General features: G+C 61.2%; 21 protein-coding genes. 8 read left to right on the top strand and 13 right to left on the bottom strand.

What is annotated here, in order from left to right; genetic code table 11:
- Positions 1 to 1914: an ABC transporter ATP-binding protein gene (locus ACJ8J4_RS22750; RefSeq protein ID WP_049206067.1), complete on the top strand. Its 1914-nt coding sequence runs from the start codon at positions 1 to 3 to the stop codon at positions 1912 to 1914.
- A 6-nt stretch (positions 1915 to 1920) separates the two neighbouring features.
- Here ACJ8J4_RS22750 and tauD read toward each other — a convergent pair whose 3' ends face one another.
- From tauD to ACJ8J4_RS22720, 6 genes are all read right to left on the bottom strand, one after another.
- Positions 1921 to 2769 (bottom strand): taurine dioxygenase, encoded by an 849-nt coding sequence (gene tauD / locus ACJ8J4_RS22745; RefSeq protein ID WP_169541284.1) that lies wholly within the window; start codon positions 2767 to 2769, stop codon positions 1921 to 1923.
- Complete coding sequence (gene tauC, locus ACJ8J4_RS22740) at positions 2766 to 3602, bottom strand: taurine ABC transporter permease TauC (protein WP_033631937.1); 837 nt, start codon at positions 3600 to 3602, stop codon at positions 2766 to 2768. Before tauC ends, tauD begins: the two co-directional genes overlap by 4 nt.
- Entirely contained in the window at positions 3599 to 4366 is a 768-nt protein-coding gene (gene tauB, locus ACJ8J4_RS22735) for a taurine ABC transporter ATP-binding subunit (protein ID WP_033645255.1), read from the bottom strand. The genes tauC and tauB overlap by 4 nt, the downstream gene beginning before the upstream one ends.
- A 9-nt stretch (positions 4367 to 4375) precedes the next feature.
- Entirely contained in the window at positions 4376 to 5380 is a 1005-nt protein-coding gene (gene tauA / locus ACJ8J4_RS22730) for a taurine ABC transporter substrate-binding protein (RefSeq protein ID WP_188016064.1), read from the bottom strand.
- 114 nt (positions 5381 to 5494) lie between these two features.
- Positions 5495 to 6277, bottom strand: a complete 783-nt coding sequence (locus ACJ8J4_RS22725) for a PhzF family phenazine biosynthesis protein (RefSeq protein ID WP_025304513.1) — start codon at positions 6275 to 6277, stop codon at positions 5495 to 5497.
- Between the two features lie 10 nt (positions 6278 to 6287).
- Positions 6288 to 6890: a LysE family translocator gene (locus ACJ8J4_RS22720; RefSeq protein ID WP_025304514.1), complete on the bottom strand. Its 603-nt coding sequence runs from the start codon at positions 6888 to 6890 to the stop codon at positions 6288 to 6290.
- A gap of 118 nt (positions 6891 to 7008) precedes the next feature.
- Between ACJ8J4_RS22720 and ACJ8J4_RS22715 the strand changes: the two genes are divergently transcribed.
- From ACJ8J4_RS22715 to ACJ8J4_RS22705, 3 genes are all read left to right on the top strand, one after another.
- A complete protein-coding gene (locus ACJ8J4_RS22715; RefSeq protein ID WP_025304515.1) occupies positions 7009 to 7989 on the top strand; it encodes a hydrolase in 981 nt (326 codons plus the stop codon).
- Positions 7986 to 8219, top strand: coding sequence for a YheU family protein (locus ACJ8J4_RS22710; protein ID WP_004930376.1), 234 nt, complete (start codon positions 7986 to 7988; stop codon positions 8217 to 8219). The genes ACJ8J4_RS22715 and ACJ8J4_RS22710 overlap by 4 nt, the downstream gene beginning before the upstream one ends.
- A 151-nt stretch (positions 8220 to 8370) precedes the next feature.
- Positions 8371 to 9240 carry a phosphoribulokinase gene (locus ACJ8J4_RS22705; RefSeq protein WP_025304516.1) on the top strand — a complete coding sequence of 290 codons (870 nt, stop codon included), beginning with the start codon at positions 8371 to 8373 and terminating at the stop codon, positions 9238 to 9240.
- 38 nt (positions 9241 to 9278) lie between these two features.
- Here the strand turns inward: ACJ8J4_RS22705 and ACJ8J4_RS22700 are convergent, their stop codons facing one another.
- Positions 9279 to 9686, bottom strand: coding sequence for an OsmC family protein (locus ACJ8J4_RS22700; protein ID WP_025304517.1), 408 nt, complete (start codon positions 9684 to 9686; stop codon positions 9279 to 9281).
- Between the two features lie 382 nt (positions 9687 to 10068).
- On the opposite strand from ACJ8J4_RS22700, the gene crp reads away from it, so the two are divergent.
- Positions 10069 to 10701, top strand: a complete 633-nt coding sequence (crp, locus tag ACJ8J4_RS22695; RefSeq protein ID WP_004090925.1) for a cAMP-activated global transcriptional regulator CRP — start codon at positions 10069 to 10071, stop codon at positions 10699 to 10701.
- 50 nt (positions 10702 to 10751) lie between these two features.
- Positions 10752 to 12830: a YccS/YhfK family putative transporter gene (locus ACJ8J4_RS22690; RefSeq protein WP_025304518.1), complete on the top strand. Its 2079-nt coding sequence runs from the start codon at positions 10752 to 10754 to the stop codon at positions 12828 to 12830.
- Between the two features lie 40 nt (positions 12831 to 12870).
- Here the strand turns inward: ACJ8J4_RS22690 and argD are convergent, their stop codons facing one another.
- From argD to ppiA, 6 genes are all read right to left on the bottom strand, one after another.
- Entirely contained in the window at positions 12871 to 14088 is a 1218-nt protein-coding gene (gene argD, locus ACJ8J4_RS22685) for a bifunctional acetylornithine/succinyldiaminopimelate transaminase (protein WP_025304519.1), read from the bottom strand.
- A 131-nt stretch (positions 14089 to 14219) separates the two neighbouring features.
- Positions 14220 to 14795 (bottom strand): aminodeoxychorismate synthase component II, encoded by a 576-nt coding sequence (locus tag ACJ8J4_RS22680; protein ID WP_025304520.1) that lies wholly within the window; start codon positions 14793 to 14795, stop codon positions 14220 to 14222.
- A 72-nt stretch (positions 14796 to 14867) separates the two neighbouring features.
- The gene (locus ACJ8J4_RS22675) at positions 14868 to 16391 is read right to left on the bottom strand and encodes a helicase HerA-like domain-containing protein (protein WP_033645261.1); all 1524 of its coding nucleotides are present in this window, start codon (positions 16389 to 16391) and stop codon (positions 14868 to 14870) included.
- 151 nt (positions 16392 to 16542) lie between these two features.
- Positions 16543 to 17268, bottom strand: a complete 726-nt coding sequence (gene btsR / locus ACJ8J4_RS22670; RefSeq protein ID WP_025304522.1) for a two-component system response regulator BtsR — start codon at positions 17266 to 17268, stop codon at positions 16543 to 16545.
- Entirely contained in the window at positions 17268 to 18953 is a 1686-nt protein-coding gene (locus tag ACJ8J4_RS22665; RefSeq protein WP_043138870.1) for a sensor histidine kinase, read from the bottom strand. Before ACJ8J4_RS22665 ends, btsR begins: the two co-directional genes overlap by 1 nt.
- A gap of 155 nt (positions 18954 to 19108) precedes the next feature.
- On the bottom strand, positions 19109 to 19678 hold the full coding sequence (ppiA, locus tag ACJ8J4_RS22660) for a peptidylprolyl isomerase A (protein WP_049294941.1): 570 nt from the start codon (positions 19676 to 19678) through the stop codon (positions 19109 to 19111).
- 353 nt (positions 19679 to 20031) lie between these two features.
- Between ppiA and ACJ8J4_RS22655 the strand changes: the two genes are divergently transcribed.
- Together ACJ8J4_RS22655 and ACJ8J4_RS22650 are read left to right on the top strand one after the other, a co-directional pair.
- Positions 20032 to 20370, top strand: coding sequence for a PTS lactose/cellobiose transporter subunit IIA (locus ACJ8J4_RS22655; RefSeq protein ID WP_025304525.1), 339 nt, complete (start codon positions 20032 to 20034; stop codon positions 20368 to 20370).
- Positions 20367 to 21674, top strand: coding sequence for a 6-phospho-beta-glucosidase (locus ACJ8J4_RS22650; protein WP_197836515.1), 1308 nt, complete (start codon positions 20367 to 20369; stop codon positions 21672 to 21674). The genes ACJ8J4_RS22655 and ACJ8J4_RS22650 overlap by 4 nt, the downstream gene beginning before the upstream one ends.
- Positions 21675 to 21736 lie beyond the last annotated feature (62 nt).

Below are 21736 nucleotides of genomic sequence, written 5' to 3'. Positions count from 1 at the left end.
ATGATTGTATTCTCCTCGCTACAAATCCGACGCGGCATCCGCGTCCTGCTGGACAACGCCACGGCGACGGTTAATCCAGGTCAGAAGGTCGGCCTGGTGGGCAAAAATGGCTGCGGCAAATCCACGCTGCTGTCGCTGCTGAAGGGCGAGATCGCGGCGGATGGCGGCAGCTTTACCTTCCCCGGCAACTGGGCGCTGGCCTGGGTCAACCAGGAGACGCCGGCGCTGGACGTGCCGGCGATCGAGTATGTTATCGACGGCGATCGCGAGTTTCGCCAGCTCGAAGCCGAACTGCAGGCCGCCAACGACCGCAACGACGGCCACGCCATCGCCACCCTGCACGGTAAGCTGGACGCCATCGACGCCTGGACCATCCGTTCCCGCGCCGCCAGCCTGCTGCACGGCCTCGGCTTCTCCAACGAACAGCTGCAAAGCCCGGTGCGCGACTTTTCCGGCGGCTGGCGCATGCGTCTCAACCTGGCGCAGGCGCTGGTGTGCCGTTCCGACCTGCTGCTGCTCGACGAACCGACCAACCACCTGGATCTCGATGCGGTGATCTGGCTGGAGCGCTGGCTGAAAAGCTACCCCGGCACGCTGGTGCTGATCTCGCATGACCGCGACTTCCTCGATCCGATTGTCGACAAGATCCTGCATATCGAACAGCAGACCCTGAACGAATACACCGGCAACTACTCGTCGTTCGAACGCCAGCGCGCCACCAAATTGGCGCAGCAACAGTCGCTGTATCAGCATCAGCAAGAAAAAGTGGCGCACCTGCAAAGTTATATCGACCGTTTTCGGGCGAAGGCCTCCAAGGCCAAGCAGGCGCAGAGCCGCATCAAGATGCTGGAGCGCATGGAGCTGATCGCCCCGGCGCACGTCGACAACCCGTTCACCTTCAGCTTCCGCCCGCCGGAAAGCCTGCCGAACCCGCTGCTGCGCATGGAAAAAGTCAGCGCCGGATATGGCGATAAAGTGATCTTGAAGTCAATCAAGCTGAACCTGGTACCCGGTTCACGCATTGGCCTGCTCGGCCGCAACGGCGCCGGTAAATCGACGTTGATCAAACTGCTGGCCGGCACCCTGGAACCGCTGAGCGGCGAGATCGGCCTGGCGAAAGGCATCAAGCTGGGTTACTTCGCCCAGCACCAGCTGGAATTCCTGCGCGCCGACGAATCGCCGTTGCAGCATCTGAGCCGCATCGCGCCACGGGTGCTGGAGCAGCAGCTGCGAGATTACCTGGGCGGTTTCGGGTTCCAGGGCGACAAGGTCAGCGAAGTGACCGAACGTTTCTCCGGCGGCGAGAAGGCGCGGCTGGTGCTGGCGCTGATCGTCTGGCAACGCCCGAACCTGCTGCTGCTCGATGAACCGACCAACCACCTGGATCTCGACATGCGTCAGGCGCTGACCGAGGCGCTGATCGATTTCGAAGGCGCGTTGGTGGTGGTCTCGCACGACCGTCACCTGCTGCGCTCCACCACCGACGATCTGTACTTGGTGCATGACGGCCAGGTCGAGCCTTTCGAGGGCGATCTCGACGACTACCAGCAGTGGCTTGTCGACCTGCAGCGCCAGGAAAACCAGCAGGATGCACCGGAAAAAGAGAGCGGCGGCAACAGCGCGCAGGCGCGCAAGGACCAAAAACGCCGCGAGGCGGAGTTCCGTACGCAGACCCAACCGCTGCGCAAGCAGATCGCCAAGCTGGAACAGCAGATGGAAAAACTGGGCGCCGAACTGGCGGCGGTGGAAGAGCAGTTGGCGGATCCCGCACTGTACGACATCAGCCGCAAGGCCGAACTGACCGACTGCCTGCAAAAGCAAAGCCAGGCCAAATCCGCGCTCGAAGAGACGGAAATGACCTGGCTGGATGCGCAGGAACAGCTGGAGCAGTTAACGCAGGCGTTCGACGCCTAAACGTTGTTACGCCTTGTAAAAGGGCCTATCCCCCAGAATGGTCGCGCGGTGCATGATGCGCCGCTGCGGCAGATAATCCGCGTTGGCGTAGTGCTGCGTCACGCGGTTATCCCAGATCGCCACGTCATTTTCCTGCCAGCGCCAGCGCACCTGAAACTCCGGTTTGGTGATGTGAGCAAACAGGAAGTTCAGCAAAGCGTCGCTCTCCTTCGGCGCCAGATCGACGATCCGCGTGGTGAACCCTTCATTGACGAACAGCGCCTGCCGGCCGCTGACCGGGTGAGTACGCACCACCGGATGCAGCAGCGGCGGATTTTTCTGCACCGCCAGTTGCCAACGCTGGTGTTCTTCTTCACTGCCGCGATGCTTGTACTCCGGGAACGACTTGGTGAAGTCATGCTCTGCGCGCAGCCCCGCGAGCAGCGTTCTGAACGGCGCCGACAGCGCCTCGTAGGCCGCGATGCCGCTGGCCCACAGCGTATCGCCGCCGGTGGAAGGCAAGGTCTTGGCCGCCAGGATCGCTCCCAGCGGCGGGTTCTCGATAAAGGTCACGTCGGTATGCCAGTTGTCGTTGTCCGGCGGGTTGTCGTCGTGGGTATCGAGCACGATGATCTCTTCCACGTCGGTGGCGTGCGGATAGACCGGATGGATGTGCAGATCGCCGAAGCGGCCGGCCAGATCGCGCTGCTGCAGCGGCGTGATCGGCTGGTTGCGGAAGAACAGCACCTGATGCTTGAGCAGCGCATGGTAAAGCTGTTCAAACTGGCCATCGCCCAACGGCCGGGCCAACTCGACGTTTTCCACCAGCGCCCCGATGTAAGGCCCCAGCGGGGTGATATTCAGACGTTCGTTCATTGCTGTACTCCATGCCACGGGGTCAATCGGCGCTGCAGGGCGCGCAGCCCCAGCTCCAACCCAAATGCAATCACCGCAATCACGCCGATGCCGGCCAGCACCACGTCGGTCGCCAGAAACTCACCGGCGGATTGCACCATAAATCCCAGGCCGCGCGTGGCGGCGATCAGTTCGGCAGCCACCAGTGTCGACCAGCCGACGCCCAGCCCGATGCGGATGCCGGTCAGGATCTCCGGCAGCGCGCTCGGCAGCACCACGAAACGCAGCACCTGCCAACGCGTTGCGCCCAGAGCGCGGGCGGCGCGCACCCGCACCTGCGCCACGCTGCGCACGCCGGCCACAGCGGACAGCGTCACCGGCGCGAAAATCGCCAGATAAATCAACAAGATTTTCGAGGTCTCGCCGATGCCGAACCAAATTACCATCAGCGGTAAATACGCCAACGGCGGCACCGGACGATAGATCTCAATCAGCGGATCGAGGATGCCGCGCACCGTGTCGTTCAGCCCCATGGCGATGCCCACCGGAATGCCGACGATCACCGCCGCCAACAGCGCCACCAAAATGCGCCCCAGGCTGGCCGCCAGATGCTGCCACAGCGTGGCGTCCATAAAGCCTTGCGGGCTGGCGATGGTGATCAGTTGATGCAGCACCTGCTGCGGCGCCGGCAGGAACAGCGGGCTGATCAGCTGCAGCGCCGTCACGCCCCACCAGACGATCAACACCGTCAACAGCGTGGCGCCGCTCAACCAAACGTTGCGCGGCACGCTGAAACGGCGCGCCGCTTTGCCCTGCGGCTGCGCCGCGGCCTTTAACGTGGAATGCAGGCTCATAGCAAGGCCTCGCGCTGTTGGAAAACTTTGCCCAGCACGTATTCGCGCTGCGCGATAAATTCAGGATCGGACTTAATCGAGCGGCAGGCTTCGCCGTCGGCATAGCGTTGGCCGAAGTTCAGCGACAGTCGCTCCACCACCTGCCCCGGCCCCGGCGACAGCAGCAACAGCTCGCTGGCGAGGAACACCGCCTCTTCAATATCGTGAGTGATCAGCAGCACCTGCTTGCCGGTATCGCGCCAGATGGTCAGCAGCAGCTCCTGCATCTGCTCGCGAGTGAACGCGTCCAGCGCGCCGAACGGTTCATCCAGCAACAACAGACGCGGATCGGCGGCCAGGGCGCGGGCGATGCCGACGCGTTGGCGCATGCCGCCGGAAAGCTGCCAGATGAAATGCCGCTCGTAACCGGCCAGACCGACGCGCTGCAACATCTGCTCCGCCACCTGGCGGCGCTGCGCCTTGCCGACGCCGGCCAGCTGCAGGCCGAACTCGACGTTGTCCACCACGTTACGCCACGGCAGTAAACCCTCATGCTGGAACACCACGCCCCGTTCGGCGCTTGGGCCATGAACGGACGTTCCATCCAGCGTGATGCTGCCAGCTGAAGGCTCGATAAACCCGGCGATTAAATTCAGCAGCGTGGTTTTGCCGCAGCCCGACGGGCCGAGCACCACCACCAGTTGCCCGGCGGCGATCTGGAACGACACGTCACGCAGCGCGGGCCGCCCCTGATATTCTGCTGAAAGATGGCTGACGTTTAGCATCCTGCTTCCTTACGACTGCGGCGCAGCCTGCACCTGTTTCACAAAACGGTCGGTGACGTAAGCGCTGTAGTCGCTGTCGACCTGCGGGATCTTGCCCTGCTGCTTGAGGAATTCGGCGGTATCGCGGATTGCCTTGTCCACCGGCTGGCCGAGCTGGGCAACCTGATCGGCCACCGGCAGATAACGGTTCCCCTTCACCAGTTCCGGCACCTGCGCTTCCGGTACGCCGCTCAAGCGCGCCAAGGTGCTAAGATGGCTCGGATCTTTCAGCCACTGTTCCGGCGCCGTCAGGTAGGCCTTTTGCGCCTGCAGAGCGCTGGCGGCAAAGGCGGTCACCACGTCGGGATGTTTCTCGGCGAAGTCTTTGCGCACCACCCACACGTCCAGCGTCGGTGAACCCCACTCGCCCACCTGCGCGGAGTCGGTCAGCACCTTGCCCTGTTTGGCCAGTTCGTTGACCACCGGCGCCCAGACGTAGGCGCCGTCGATGTCGCCGCGCTGCCAGGCGGCGGCGATGGCCGGCGGCTGCAGATTGAGGATCTTCACCTGTTCAGGCTTGATGCCCCAATGTTTGAGCGAGGCCAGCAGGCTGTAATGAGTCGTAGAAATAAACGGCACCGCAATGCGCTTGCCGATCAAATCCTGCGGGTTTTTGATGTCATTCTTCACCACCAGCGCTTCAGAACTGCCGAGCTGCGAGGCGATGAGGAACACTTCGATGGGGAGTTTCTGGCTGGCGGCCACCGCCAGTGGGCTGGAGCCGATATTGCCGATCTGCACGTCGCCGGAGGCCAGCGCACGCAGCACGCTGGAGCCGCTGTCGAACTTACGCCAGTCGACGGTCGCACCGGACTGTTTGGCGAAGCTGTTTTCCGCCTGCGCCACCTTGGCCGGTTCTGCCGACGTCTGGTACGCCACGGTCACGTCCACCGCGTAGGCGCTGGCCGCGCTGAGCGACAACGCCAGCAGCGCCAGCAGCGCCACGTTACGTAAGGAAAAGAGTTTGCCCGCCATGTTCCGCTCCGTTGATAAAAATCTGTTCAGTTGCTGACAGTTTTATCTGAGCGATGACGGGCGATAAAAGAATAAAAAAGTCTTCTTTATTACCTTGAGTAATATAACTGCAGATTACAGCGCGATACTTCCGTGCAGGAACACATGAGCATAGCCGCCGAGCAGCGTGCGATCCCCTTGCAGTTCGCAGAACAGTTCGCCGCCGCGTGCCGAGATCTGCTGCGCATGCAGCCGATGGCGGCCGAGGCGCGCCGTCCAGTAAGGCATCAATGTGCAATGCGCGGAGCCGGTCACCGGATCCTCGCCGCCGTCGAGCGTGAAATAGCGCGAAACGAAGTCCACGGTGTCACCCGGCGCGGTGACGATCACCGCGCGGCCGGCCAATGCGATCAGCGCCGGGATGTCCGGGCGCAGCGCGCGCACCTGCGCCTCATTTTCCACCACCACCAGCAGCGCTTTCGCCTGCCACACTTCCTGCGGCTGCACGCCCAGCAGCGCCGCGAGGCCCGCCGGTTCGGCGACTTTTTGCGGCGGCCTGGCGGGGAAATCAAGCACCAGCCGCTCCCCGTCCCGCTCATCGCGCTTGACGAACAGCTCGCCGCCGGCCGAACGGAAGCGAATATCCTTCAGCGCCGGGTTAACCGCGCTGAACATCACATGCGCCGCCGCCAGCGTGCCGTGGCCGCAAAGATCGACCTCACGCTCCGGGGTAAACCAGCGAATGGCGGTCATGTCGCCGTCATCCCAAACAAAGCTGGTTTCCGGCAGGCCGATCTCGTTGGCGATCGCCTGCAACCGCTCCGCCGGCAGCGGCTGCGTCAGCAGGCAAACCCCGGCCGGGTTGCCGCGCAGCCCTTTGCCGGTAAAAGCAACCACGTGATAATAATTTTCCGCCATCGTTCACTCCTTAATGCCAGATCAGTAACACACAGGCTGCGGTCAACAACCCCATGGAAACGTTGAAGATAACCCAGGCCTTTTTGCTGCGCAGCAGGCGGCCGATCAGGGTACCGAACGCCAGCCAGATAACGCCGGCGACGATGTTTACCGCCAAAATGCCCAGCGCGATCGCCGCGATGGAACCGTTGTACTTATCGCCCGCCAGGCTGAAGCTCGCCACCGCGCCCAGCGCCATCAGCCAGGCTTTCGGGTTGAGGAACTGCAGCAGCCAGCCCTGATACAGCCGCACCGGCTGCGGCGGCGCCACGTCGGTTTCCAGCTTTTCATAGGCGGCGGTGGCGACTTTCCACGCCAGCCACAGCAGGTACAAACTGCCGAGGATTTTCAGGATCAGGTGCAGCGACGGGTAAACCAGGATCAGGCTGCCGACGCCGAAGGCCACCAGCAGCAAAATGCTTTGCATGCCGAGCATGATGCCAATCATCAGCCACAGCGAACGCATAAAGCCGAAGTTAGCACCGGAGGTGGTCAGCAGCAGGTTATTGGGGCCTGGCGTGATGGCGGCGACCCACAGGAAGCCCAGCATCGAAAGGAATAAACTCGGTTCCATGGCACGGGTGCTCCTCACCCAAGGCGCTTTTTTGCAGTATCATTGTTAATTCTTGGTATTGAAGCTAACAGTGCGCTAGGGATCTCACAATAGCCGCCCACAACATTTTACTCAGCCTATGCCTAACACCTTTCGCCCCCTGACCGGGGCTAGTAACCCGCACCTGCAAACGCTGTTGCCGCGGCTGGTGCGCCGCCGCGTGTTATTGAAACCGCATTGGCAACGGCTGGAATTGCCCGACGGCGACTTCGTCGATCTTGCCTGGAGCGAGGATCCGGCGCAGGCGCGCGATAAACCGCGCGCGGTGCTGTTCCACGGTCTGGAGGGCAGCTTCTACAGCCCCTACGCGCATGGCCTGCTCAACGCCTGGCGCGAACGTGGCTGGCTCGGGGTGGTGATGCACTTTCGCGGCTGCAGCGGCGTGCCCAACCGCAAACAGCGCATCTACCACTCCGGCGAAACCGAAGACGCGCGCTTCTTCCTGCGCTGGCTGCGCGACCGCTACGGCGAGGTGCCAACCGCGGCGGTAGGCGTTTCGCTCGGCGGCAACATGCTGGCCTGTTATCTGGCGCAGCAAGGCGCCGACAGCCTGCTGCAGGCGGCGGTGGTGGTCTCAGCGCCACTGATGCTGGAACCCTGCGCCTACCGCATGGAGCAAGGCTTCTCCCGCGTCTATCAGCGCTATTTGCTGGGGCAACTGAAACAAAACGCCACCCGCAAACTGTTGCACTACCCGGACACCCTGCCGCTCAAGCTGTCACAGCTGAACGGTTTGCGGCGCATCCGCGAGTTCGACGACGCCATCACTTCGCGCATTCACGGCTTCAGCGACGCCACCGACTATTATCGCCGCTGCAGCGCTCTGCCGCTGTTGCCGGCGATCCAAACGCCGCTGCTGATCATCCATGCGAAGGACGATCCCTTCATGACCCATGAGGTGATCCCCGACGTCGCCGGCCTGCCGCGCAATATCGAATATCAGCTGACCGAGTTCGGCGGCCACGTCGGCTTCGTCGGCGGCACGCTGAAAAAACCGCACATGTGGCTGGAGCATCGCATTCCGGCCTGGCTTTCCCCTTATCTGGACATCCCGACGTGATCATTCCCTGGCAAGAACTGGCAACCGACACCCTGAACAGCCTGATCGAATCCTTTGTGCTGCGCGAAGGCACCGATTACGGCGAGCACGAACGATCGCTGGAACAGAAGGTGGAGGACGTGCGCCGCCAGCTGAAAAACGGCGAAGTGGTGCTGGTGTGGTCAGAACTGCATGAGAGCGTCAACATCATGCCGCGCGGCCAGTTCCGCGCCGGGCAGGAAGAAATTTAGTGGCGTTCGGTTCTATGACTGACGGAAAAAATCAGGTAACAATGGGACATTGCAAACCAGCGAGCGCCATTTTTTCCTGACATAGAGAGCGTCAACAAGAGCCACAATAATCCCCTGACGCCGGCGCATTCAACACGGAGTGACAACCACCATGTCTGCCAAACATCCCGTTATCGCGGTGACCGGTTCCAGCGGCGCCGGCACCACCACCACCAGCGTGGCGTTCCGCAAAATCTTCCAACAACTCAACATTCGCGCCGCCGAACTGGAGGGCGACAGCTTCCACCGCTACACCCGGCCGGAAATGGACGCGGCGATCCGCAAGGCGCGCGATCTGGGCAGACACATCAGCTATTTCGGCCCCGAGGCCAACGACTTCGGCCTGCTGCAGCAGAGCTTTATCGAGTACGGCAAAAACGGCACCGGCCGTTCGCGCAAGTACCTGCACACCTACGACGAAGCGGTGCCCTACAATCAGGTGCCGGGCACCTTCACCCCGTGGGAGCCACTGCCGGCGCCGACCGACGTGCTGTTCTACGAGGGGCTGCACGGCGGTGTGGTCACCGAACACCATGACGTGGCCAGCCACGTCGATCTGCTGGTCGGCGTGGTGCCGATCGTCAACCTGGAGTGGATCCAGAAGCTGATCCGCGATACCGGCGAGCGCGGCCACTCCCGCGAGGCGGTGATGGATTCGGTGGTGCGTTCGATGGAAGATTACATCAACTACATCACGCCGCAGTTCTCGCGCACCCACATCAACTTCCAGCGTGTGCCGACGGTGGACACTTCCAACCCGTTCGCCGCCAAAGCCATTCCCTCACTGGATGAAAGCTTCGTGGTGATCCACTTCCGCGGGCTGGATCAGATTGACTTCCCCTATTTGCTGGCGATGCTGCAGGGCTCGTTTATCTCGCACATCAATACGTTAGTGGTGCCGGGCGGCAAGATGGGGCTGGCGATGGAGCTGATCATGGCGCCGCTGGTGCAGCGATTGCTGGAAGGCAAGAAGATCGAATAAATGCGTTGAGCGCGGCGGCGGGCCGCGCTCCGTCTCGATTACGCCGGTTGGCGGATCTCGAAACTGTGGGTCACCGTGGCGGCCTTGTTGAGCATCAGCGCCACCGAGCAGTATTTCTCCGCCGACAGGTTCACCGCACGCTCTACGATTTTGTCGGTCAGATCCTGACCGGTGACGATGAAGTGCAGATTGATATGGGTGAACAACCGCGGGGCTTCTGCACGGCGCTCGGAGGTCAGCTTCACCTCGCAGTCGCGCACGTCGTTGCGCCCTTTTTGCAGGATGGACACCACGTCAATCGCGCTGCAGCCGCCCACCGACATCAGCACCATTTCCATCGGGCTCGGCGCTTTATCGCCGGCGTTGCCGTCCATCAGCACCTGGTGGCCGGAGGCCGATTCACCCAAAAACGTTAACCCTTCCACCCACTTAACTCTTGCCTGCATTCTGGTCACTCCGGTTAATTTCTTAAAATCAGAGTACGCTTTCGCATAGAAACAGGCAACGTAACCTGATGCTAATCATGCTGAAGCGAGACAACACGAGACACCCGCCTTACTCTGTGCTACAAACAGAGCCGCAATAAATCTTTCCGGGACACTGAATTTCAGGGAAACGCCCAGAGAAAGGCTCCTTTACCGGTATGTTAACAGAATGTAGCTTGCAGCGCTTACGGCAAGTTAATATGCTAGAGCGACAGCGTATTTTTATGACACGCCTCAAAACTTGCCGGTAGCCCTCGCTCATGACTGCGGCTACAGGCGGGTTTTACAGGGAACTCTGACCCCTGTGACACAAGGCAGCGATAACAACAGAGGATAACAGCGAATGGTTCTCGGCAAACCGCAAACAGACCCTACTCTCGAATGGTTCCTGTCTCATTGCCATATCCACAAATATCCATCGAAGAGTACGCTGATTCACCAAGGTGAAAAGGCCGAAACGCTTTACTACATCGTGAAAGGCTCCGTCGCGGTGCTGATCAAGGATGAAGAAGGTAAAGAGATGATCCTGTCCTACCTCAACCAGGGGGATTTCATCGGCGAGCTCGGATTGTTCGAAGAAGGCCAGGAGCGCAGCGCCTGGGTTCGCGCGAAAACCGCCTGTGAAGTGGCCGAAATTTCCTACAAGAAATTCCGCCAGCTGATCCAGGTGAACCCGGACATCCTGATGCGCCTGTCCGCCCAAATGGCGAGCCGCCTGCAGGTTACCTCCGAAAAAGTGGGCAACCTCGCCTTCCTGGACGTGACCGGCCGCATCGCGCAAACCCTGCTGAATCTGGCGAAGCAACCCGACGCCATGACTCACCCGGACGGCATGCAGATCAAGATCACCCGTCAGGAGATCGGCCAGATCGTCGGCTGCTCGCGTGAAACCGTTGGCCGTATTCTGAAAATGCTGGAAGATCAAAACCTGATTTCCGCCCACGGCAAAACCATTGTCGTCTACGGCACCCGTTAATCCCTGAAGAAACGGCGCAATCTGCGCCGTTTTTTTGTCTGCTCTCTGCCATGTGGCGCCGCCTGATCTACCACCCGGAAATCAACTACGCACTGCGACAAACGCTGGTGTTGTGCCTACCGGTGCTGTTTGGCTTGTTGATAGGCCAGCTGCAGCTCGGCCTGATGTTCTCTCTGGTGCCCGCCTGCTGCAATATCGCCGGTCTGGACACGCCGCATAAGCGCTTCTTTAAACGGCTGATCGTCGGCGGCTCGCTGTTCGCCTTCAGCAGCGTGCTGTTGCAACAGGCACTGCTGTGGCACGTGCCGCTGCCGGCGCTGATGCTGGGCCTGGCGCTGCTGCTCGGCGTTACCGGCGAAATCAGCCCGCTGCACGCCCGGCTGTTGCCGGCGGCGCTGGTGGCCGCCATCTTCGCTCTCAGCACGGCCGGTACGGTGCCTGTCTGGCAGGCGCCGCTGCTGTACGCGATCGGCACCGTCTGGTACGGCTTATTCACCTGGTTCTGGTTCCGGCTGTGGAAAGAGCAACCGATGCGCGAGACGCTCAGCCAGCTCTATCTGGAACTGGCGGACTACTTCGAAGCCAAATACTCCCTGCTGACTCAGCACACCGATCCGCAGACCGCGCTGCCGCCACTGCTGGTGCGCCAGCAAAAGGTGATGGATCTGATCAGCCTGCTGTACCAACAGCTTAATTTCCTGCCGCACGCCAACAACCTCGATCAAAAGCGACTGCAGCGCGCCTTTCAGGTGGCGATGGATCTGCAGGAGCACATCACCGTCAGCCTGCATCTGCCGGAGGAAGTGCAAAAACTGGTGGAGCAGAGCCAGGCCGAAGCGATCATTCGCCGCAACGCTCAGGTGATCGCCGGCCGGCTGCGCGTGGTGGCGCACGATATACTCTACCATCAACATTCGAAGCGCTTTTCCATGGCCCACGAGCTGGCGGCGCTGGAAAAAATGGCGGCGCAGCATCCCGATAACCCGGTCGGCCAGTTTTGTTATTACCACTTCAGCCGCATCGCCCGCCTGCTGCGCACCCAGCATCCGCTGTACCGCCGCGATCTGATGCCCGGCCAGCACCGCCTGCCGTTTTGGCCGGCGCTAGCCAGCTATCTGTCGTTCAAATCTACCGCCCTGCGCAACGCCGCGCGGCTGGGGGTGACGCTGGCGGTCGGCAGCAGTCTGGGGGCGGTGTTCAACCTGCCGAAGCCTTACTGGATCCTGCTCACCATCATGCTGGTGAGCCAAAACGGGTATAACGCCACCCGGGTGCGTATTCAGCACCGTGCGCTGGGCACGATTGCCGGGCTGTTGCTGGCGGCCGGGCTGCTGCAGCTGCAGTTACCGGAAGGCGAAACGCTGAGCATCATGCTGGTGATCACGCTGCTAGCCTACCTGGTTTCACGCAAGAACTACGGGCTATCGGTGATTGGCTTTACGGTGACGGCGGTTTACACCTTGCAGCTGCTGGCGCTGAACGGCTCGCATTTTCTGGTGCCTCGTCTGATTGATACCTTGATCGGCTGCGTGCTGGCGTTCGGCGGCACCATTTGGCTATGGCCGCAGTGGCAAAGCGGGCTGCTGCGCAAGAATGCCCATCAGGCACTGGAAAACGATCAAGCCGCGCTGCGGCTGATGCTGGAACAGCCGGAGCCGGACGCCACCGCGTTGGCCTATGCCCGCATGCAGGTCAACCAGGCGCACAACGCGCTGTTCACCTCGCTCAATCAGGCGATGCAGGAGCCGGGATTCGCGTCGAACTATCTGGCGGATATGCGTTTATGGGTCACTCACAGCCAGTTTATCGTCGAACACCTGAATGCCATGACCATTTTGGCGCGCGAGCACTATATGCTGACGCCGAAGCTGGCGGAAACGTATCTGCAAACCTGTGAAATTGCGCTGCAGAGCTGCCAGCAACGCCTGGAGTACGACGGCCCGAGCAGCGGCAGCAGCGGCATCATGCAGCCGCCGGATCTGCATCCGGAGATGCCCGTTACCGAGATGGAGCGTCATTTGCGGCGTATTCTGTCGCACCTGAGCGTGATGCACACCATTTCGTCGCTGGCCTGGCGCCAACGCCCGCACCACGGCATTTGGCTCAAGCGCAAACTCCGCGATCAATAAGGGCGCGGCATGCCGCGCCCCGTTATTCGTCACACGGGCTTCAGGCGTTGATCACATCCTGCACCGCCAGCTCGAACAGCGCCATGCCGGCCTCGATGTCCTGCGGCTCCACCACCAGCGACGGCGCGAAGCGGATCACGTTCGGCCCGGCATTGAGGATCATCAACCCACGCGCAGCGGCGGCGGTGAGAAAATCGCGCGCTCTGCCGTGGTAATGCGGCGTCAGTTCGGCGCCGATCAGTAACCCCATGCCGCGAATGGCGGTGAAAATACCGTATTTATCGCCGATATCCTGCAAAGCCTGCACATACAGCGCGTGGCGCTGCTCGATGCCGCTCAGCACCTCCGGCGTATTGATCACATCCAGCGCCGCCTCCGCCACCGCGCAGGCCAGCGGGTTACCGCCGTAGGTGGTGCCGTGAGTGCCCACCTGCATAACCGACGCAATCTCTTCGGTGGTCAGCATGGCGCTGACCGGGAAACCACCGCCCAGCGCCTTGGCGGTGGTGAGAATGTCCGGCGTCACGCCATAATGCATATAGGCGAACAGCTTGCCGCTGCGCCCCATGCCGCTTTGCACTTCGTCGAACACCAGCAGCGCCTGATGTTGGTCGCACAGTTTGCGCACGCCTTTGAGGAAGTCGGCGTCGACCGGCGTAATGCCGCCCTCTCCCTGAATCGGCTCCATCACCACCGCGCAGGTATGGTCGTCCATTACCGCTTTCACCGCCGCCAGATCGTTGAACGGCACGTGCACGATGTCGGCCGGCTTCGGCCCGAACCCGTCGGAATATTTGGCCTGCCCGCCCACCGATACGGTGAACAGCGTGCGGCCGTGAAACGCGTTATAGAAGGCGATGATTTTGGTTTTGTACGGGCTGTGGCGGGTGATGGCGTAATGACGCGCCAGTTTGAACGCCGCCTCGTTGGCCTCTGCGCCGGAGTTGGCGAAGAACACCCGGTCGGCGAAGGTGGCGTCGATCAGTTTGCTCGCCAAACGCAGCGCCGGTTCATTGGTGAAGACGTTGCTGGTATGCCACAGGGTTTCGCCCTGGCGTTTGAGCGCCTCGACCAGCGCCGGGTGGCAGTGTCCCAGCGCCGTCACCGCGATGCCGCCGGAAAAATCGATGTACTCTTTTCCCTGCTGATCCCAGACCCGGCTGCCTTTGCCGCGCACCGGAACAAACTGGGCGGGTGCATAAACAGGCAGGATCACCTGGTCAAAGGTGCTGCGGCTCACTGCGGATTTGTCAGTCATTTTCGGCTCCACCCTGAAGGTTTTTCAGCGCTATCGCGATGTTATAGTGAAAATATAATCACGAAATATGCATAAAAAAACACTAAAGCGCAAATGCAAAACGCCTGACGGGCGAAAAAAACGCGAAGGGATTAACGCCTGAGAAAATTATCCAACAGCTGATGGCCCTGCTCGCTGAGCACGCTTTCCGGGTGGAACTGCACCCCTTCCAGCGCCAGCGTGCGGTGGCGGATGCCCATGATCTCGTCGCGCACGCCGTCGCGTTCGCTCCAGGCGGTCACTTCAAAGCAATCCGGCAGCGTATCGGCTTTCAGCACCAGCGAGTGATATCGGGTCACGGTCAGCGGATCGTTCAGGCCGCGAAACACGCCGACGCCCAGATGGCGAATCGCCGAAGTTTTGCCGTGCATCACCGCGCGGGCGCGCACCACTTCGGCGCCGAACGCCTGCCCCAGCGCCTGGTGCCCCAGGCATACGCCGAGGATCGGCAGCTTGCCGGCGAAATGACGAATGGCGGCCAGCGAGATACCCGCTTCGTTCGGGGTACAAGGGCCGGGGGAAATCACCAGATGCTGCGGCGCCAGCCGCGCGATATCGGCCAGCTGCAGCTCATCGTTGCGCTTCACCAGCACCTCGGCGCCCAATTCGCAGAAGTACTGGTAAAGGTTATAGGTAAAGGAGTCGTAGTTATCGATCAGCAGCAGCATGTTAGGTCCGGCAGAGAAAAACGCCGCCATAGTTTACTGATTTAACCCGCCGCTGCCGACGATAATTTCCGCTTACTTTTTACGGCCGCCGGTGATCGAGCCCAGTACGCCGCGCAGGATCTGCCGGCCGAGATCGCGCGCCATGCTCTTGGCGGCGGTCTGGACGATGCCGTCGCGTTTGCCGCCGCGCGGGCCGGTGGAACCGAACAGCAGCTCGTTCAATCCGTCCATCAGGCCGCCGCCCGTCTGTTGCTGTGCTTGCGCCTGCGGTTGCTGCCCCTGCTGCGCAGTGCCGACGGTGGCGAAGCCGCCCGACGACAGCTTCTCGTAAGCGGACTCGCGGTCAATCATGTCTTCATAGCGGCCATACAGCGGCGACTTGTTGATCGCGCTGTTCAGCCCTTCCGCGCCGAGCATGCCCATCTTGGATTCCGGCGCGATGACCATCGCCCGCTCCACCACGTTCGGCCGGCCCTTCTCGTCGAGGAATGACACCAGCGCTTCGCCCACGCCCAGCTCGGTGATCGCCGTTTCGGCATCGAAGGCTGGATTGGCGCGCAGGGTTTGCGCCGCCGTCTTCACCGCCTTCTGATCGCGCGGCGTGAAGGCGCGCAGCGCATGCTGTACGCGGTTGCCCAACTGGCCCAGCACGCTGTCCGGGATATCCAGCGGGTTCTGGGTGACGAAGTAAATGCCGACGCCTTTGGAGCGGATCAGGCGCACCACCTGTTCAATCTTGGTCAACAGTGCCGCCGGCGCGTCGTTGAACAGCAGGTGCGCTTCATCGAAGAAGAACACCAGCTTCGGCTGTTCAGGGTCGCCCACTTCCGGCAGGTGCTCAAACAGCTCGGCCAGCAGCCACAGCAGGAACACTGAATACAGCTTCGGCTGATTGATCAGCTTGTCCGCCGCCAGCAGGTTGATCACGCCATGGCCGTTGGCGTCGGTTTTCATCAGATCGTTGATGTCCAGCATCGGCTCGCCGAAGAACTGGTTGGCGCCCTGCTCTTCCAGCGTCAGCAACCCGCGCTGGATGGCGCCGATCGACGCGGCAGAGATGTTGCCGTACTGAGTCTGGAATTGTTTGGCGTTATCGCCGACGAACTGCACCATGGCGCGCAGGTCTTTCATGTCCAACAGCAGCAGCGCGTTGTCATCGGCGATTTTGAACACCAGCTGCAGCACGCCGCTTTGCACCTCGTTCAGATCCAACAGACGCCCCAGCAGCAGCGGCCCGAGATCGGAAATGGTGGCGCGGATCGGATGCCCCTTTTCACCGTAAATATCCCACGGGATAATGGTGCAGGCCTGTGGCTGCCAGTCGGTGACGCCGATCGCCGCCAGGCGCGCCTGCAGCTTCTCGGACGGTACGCCCTCGGCGCCGATGCCAGACAGATCGCCCTTCACATCCGACAGGAACACCGGTACGCCGATGCGCGAGAACTGCTCGGCCATTTTCTGCAGCGTCACCGTCTTGCCGGTGCCGGTTGCCCCGGTGATCAGCCCGTGGCGGTTGGCCAACGCCGGCAAAATCACCAGATCCTGTTCCGGTTTTCCGTCTTTCATCGCTTTGGCGATAATCCGTGGTTCACTCATTTTCTGTTCCTTTGACGCTGACGCGGCGCGAAACGCGCCTGTTGATGCAATAAAGCTATAAGCGCCGCGTAACCCCGTCAAGGACAAACAAAATGGGCGCCGTCGGGACGCCCATGATGCCTGTCTTTTCAGAATCCCCCTAAGACCTGCATCACCCCCGCAGCCCCAGTTGCTCCTTCAGCGCTTTCAAATAGCGCCGGCTGACCGGCACCGGATCGCCGGCGGACATGATCATCTCCGCCGCGCCGCCTTCTTCGAAGCGGATCTCGCGCACCTGCTCCAGGTTGACCAAATACTGCCGATGGCAGCGCACCAGCGGCGTACGGCTTTCCAGCGTGCGCAGCGTCAATTCGGTGAAACACTCCATGCCGTCGCTGCGCACCACGAATACCCCGCTCAGTTTGGAACGGATCGCCAACACCTCGTCAAACCGCAGCAGATAGATGCGGCTGTGGCCGGTGCAGGGAATGTATTTCAGGTAACCGGCGCTCTCATCCAGCGCCGTCACGTCCTGCGGCGCACTGCGCTGCCGCAGGCGTTGCAGCGTCTTGCTCAGCCGCTTCGGCTCCGCCGGCTTCAGCAGATAGTCGAAGGCGTGCTCCTCGAACGCCTGCACCGCGTATTCGTCGTAGGCGGTCAGAAACACGATGTGCGGCATGCGGTTGGGATCCAGCATGCCGACCATTTCCAGCCCGCTGATGCGCGGCATTTGGATATCGAGAAACACCACGTCCGGCTGCAGCCGGTGGATCTGGCTGATGGCTTCGATGGCGTTGGCACATTCGCCGATGATCGTGATCCCCGCTTCGGCCTCCAGCAGATGGCGGAGGTTGTCGCGCGCGGAAGGCTCATCGTCAACAATCAGTGCGTTTAACATCAGGCGGCCCTCTCCATGGGAACATTGAGCGTAATGCGGGTATAGGCGTCCGGCCGGCAATCCACCCGCACGCCATAGCCTTCGCCATAGCGCACGCGAATGCGCTTATCCACCAGGTTCATCCCCAGCCCGCTGCAGTTCGGCTTCGGCTGGAACAGCCCGGCATTGTCCGTCACCTGCAGCAGCAGATGCTCGCCTTCGCAGCAGGCGCCGATTTCGATGCGGCCCACGCCCAACAGATGCGAGGTGCCGTGCTTGATGGCGTTCTCGACGATCGGCTGCAGCGAAAACGCCGGCAGCCGCGCCGCCAGCAGCGCCTCCGGCAGCGATACCGCGATCTCCAGCCGATCGGCGAAGCGCGCTTTCTCAATCTGCAGGTAGGCGTTCACATGCTCAATCTCGTCCGCCAGGCTGACTTCATCATCCGAACGTTTGAGGTTTTTACGAAAGAAAGTTGAGAGGGACTGCACCAGATCGCAGGCCCGTTCGCCATCGCGGCGGATCACCGCCACCAGCGTATTCAACGCATTGAACAGGAAATGCGGATTGACCTGCGCATGCAACAGCTTGATCTCCGACTGCGCCAGCAGCTGCTTGTGGCGCTCGTACTGTCCGGCCATGATCTGCGCCGACAGCAGGCTGGCGATGCCTTCGCCCAGCGTGCGGTTGATGGTGCTGAACAGCTGGCTTTTCGGTTCGTACAGCTTGATGGTGCCGATGACCCGCTGGTTTTCGCCGCGCAGCGGGATCACCAGCGTCGATCCCAGCTTGCAGGCCGGATTGATCGAGCAGCAGTAAGAGAGCTGATTACCGTCGGCGTACACCACCTCGTTGTTGTCGATGGCGCGATGCGAATGCACCGAGGCGATCGGCGTGCCCGGCAGGTGGTGATCGTCGCCGATGCCGATAAACGCCAACAGCTTGTCGCGATCGGTGATCGCCACCGCGCCGATGCCCAGCTCCTGATAAATCACCCGGGCGACCTTCATGCTGTTTTCCTGATCGAAGCCCTGCCGCAGGATGCCCTCGGTACGCTCGGCGATTTTCAGCGCCTTGGAAGAGAAAGCGCTGGTGTATTTCTCGAACATCGCGCGCCGATCCAGCAGGATTTGCATAAACATCGCCGCGCCGACGGTATTGGCGATCATCATCGGCAGCGCGATGTGTTCCACCAGCTGCAACGCTTCGTCGTAGGGGCGCGCCACCGCCAGGATGATCGCCATCTGCAGCACTTCCGCCACCAGCGCCACGCCGCCGACGAACAGCGGATTGAACAGCAGCTCGATGCGCCCGCGGCGCATGGCGATGCTATGTACGATGCCGCCGACCAGGCCTTCCGACACCGTGGAGATCGCGCAGGCCACGTCGGTCATGCCGCCGAGCGTATACCGGTGCAGGCCGCCGGTCAGCCCGACCAGAAAGCCTACCGACGGCCCGCCCAGCAAGCCGCCCAGGACCGCGCCTATCGCGCGGGTATTGGCGATCGAATCCTGAATGTGCAACCCGAAATAGGTGCCCATGATGCAGAACACCGAGAAGATCACGTAACACAGCAGCTTGTGCGGCAGGCGAATGGTCACCTGCATCAGCGGGATAAACAGCGGGGTTTTGCTCAGCAGATAGGCGATGACGAGATAGACGCACATCTGCTGCAACAGCAACAGCACCTGGTTAAATTCATACATGGCAGCAACTCATCCAGAGACAACAAAGGGCGAACGCCGGATTTCCGGTCTGGTTATTGTCTGCCGATTAGAGCATGGGGCACGGGAGAAAACAGTGATGAAGGCAAGGCTTCGTGAGGAAGGACGGCCGACCCCGGCGGGATCGGCCAAAAAACTTACGGCAACACCTTGGCCGACAGAATCACCACCGGTTTGGTCGGCACATTCTGGTAAGGGCCGACGTTACCGGTCGGCACCTGAGCGATCTTGTCCACGACGTCCATGCCTTTCACCACTTTGCCGAACACGGCGTAGCCGAAATCGCGCTGGCCGTGATCCAGGAAGGCGTTATCCGCCACGTTCAGGAAGAACTGGCTGGTGGCGCTGTCCTTGTCGGCGGTGCGCGCCATCGAAATGGTGCCGCGCAGGTTGCGCAAGCCGTTGTCGGCTTCGTTCTTGATTGGCGCCTTGGTGGATTTCTGCTGCATGTCAGCGGTGAAACCGCCGCCCTGAACCATAAAGCCCGGGATCACGCGATGGAAAATGGTGTTGTTGTAGTACCCGCTGTTCACGTAATCGACGAAGTTCTGGGTGGAAACCGGTGCCTTCTGACTGTCGAGCGCCAACTCGATATTCCCTGCCGAGGTGGTCAGCATGACGTGGGCTTCACCGGCAGCGAGCGCCGCTGGCGCCATCGCTGTCAGGGAACACAGCGCGACGAAGGTCACTAAAGTACGTTTGAACATTAACGGGTCCTTTCTCTGAGAGACAAACAACGGAAAAGCGCTTTGATTCTAAAGAGCTGTATCGGCAAGTACCAGCCATTTACCTATATTTACCCAATTACGGGACATATCCTAGGCGGCCCTGAATTTTGCTGCGGAAAGTATGGGCGCAGAAGGCTTTTTTGCCAACCGCGTCACGCATTTTTTGCCCAGCGCCGCCCCGGGGCGTTTTTTGCGATCTACCTCCCAGTTTGCACACCCGTTGCCGTTACCCTATATAAATGAGAGCGCTCTCATTATAAAAAGAACGGATACTGAGGTATCCCACGGCGGCGTAGCCGCGCAACCCCTGGAGAAATGACGTGAGTGAATTGATGACTGAAGTCAGCCCCGAGTTTGAAAGCACCATCATGGAACTGCTGGTGTTCTCCGGCAGCGCGCGCAGTAATGCGTTGATGGCGTTGCGGCAAGCGCGCGCCGGTGACTTCGCCGCCGCGGCCAAACACATGGTCGAATCCAAAGAGTGGGTGAAGAAGGCGCACCTGATCCAGACCGAGCTGATCGGCCTGGACGAAGGCTGCGGCAAGCTGGCGATCAACCTGATCACCGTGCATGCGCAGGATCATCTGATGAACGCCATGGTCATCCAGGATCTGGCCGACGACATGATCGAGCTCTATCGCCGTCAGTCACAGACGGAGGGCCGCTCATGAACACGCTCAAAATCGCGGTGATTGGCGGTGGCAGCAGCTACACTCCCGAACTGGTCGATGGGCTGATCCAACGCATCGATGAGCTGCCGGTCACCGAACTGGCGCTGGTGGACGTCGAGCCAGGCCGCCAAAAAGTGGAAACCATCGCCGCCCTGACCCGCCGCATGCTGGCGCGCCACGGGCTGGAACAGGTGAAGGTCAGCGTGCACTTCGCGCTGGACACCGCCATTCACGGCGCCGCTTTCGTGCTGACCCAGTTCCGCGTCGGGCAACTGCCGGCGCGCGCCGCCGATGAACGGCTGGGCCTGAAATACCAGCTGCTCGGCCAGGAGACCACCGGCGTCGGCGGCTTCGCCAAGGCGCTGCGCACCATTCCGGTGATGCTGGATATCGCCCGTCGGGTGGAAAAGCTGGCGCCGGACGCCTGGATCATCAACTTCACCAACCCGGCCGGCATCGTCACCGAGGCGGTGTCCCGCTTTACCAAAGCGAAGATCATCGGCCTGTGTAACGTACCGATCAGCATGCATCACATGATCGCCAACATGCTGCAGGCGCCTTACGCCGACGTGCAGCTGCGGTTCGCCGGTTTGAATCACATGGTCTGGGTGCATCAGGTCACGCAGCAGGGGCGCGACGTCACCGGCAAAGTGATCGACATGCTGTGCGACGGCGCGGCGCTGACCATGAACAACATCAAGGAAGAGCCCTGGCAGCCGGACTTCCTGCGCGCGCTCGGCGCCATCCCCTGCCCGTACCACCGCTATTTTTACCAGACCCGCGAGATGCTGGCGGAAGAGATGGCTGCCGCCGGCGAGCGCGGCACCCGCGCCGAGCAGGTGATGCAGGTAGAAAAAGAGCTGTTCGAGCTGTATGCCGATCCGCAGTTGAACAGTAAACCGGAGCAACTCAGCTTCCGCGGCGGTTCTTTCTATTCCGAAGTTGCGCTGGAGCTGATCCGTGCTATCCATAATAATCTCGGCACGCAATTAGTGGTCAACACCGCAAACCGCGGCGCAATCCATGGCCTGCCGGACGATGCTGTGATAGAAATCAACTGTATCGTCGATGCCCAGGGCGCGCATCCGCTGACGTTCGGCCCGCTGTCGGAACCGATGCAGGCGCTGACGCAGCAGGTAAAAGCCTACGAGCGCCTGACCATCGAGGCGGCAGTGCACGGCGATCGCCGCAGCGGCTTGCTGGCGCTGATCGCCAACCCGCTGGTGGGCAACGCCAACCTGGCACAGCCGTTGCTGGACGAGGTGTTGACGATAAACGCGCCGTACTTGCCGCAGTTCAGGTAAGCGCCTGCGCGGTATGACAGGGGTTCGGCACGCCGAACCCATTTTTTTAGCCGTAATCAGGA

The organism is Serratia sp. CY47280 (assembly GCF_052168655.1).
Classification (GTDB): Bacteria; Pseudomonadota; Gammaproteobacteria; order Enterobacterales; family Enterobacteriaceae; genus Serratia; species Serratia bockelmannii.
Note: the sequence above shows the minus strand (reverse complement) of the source record. Positions and strands in the feature narration are given on the sequence as shown.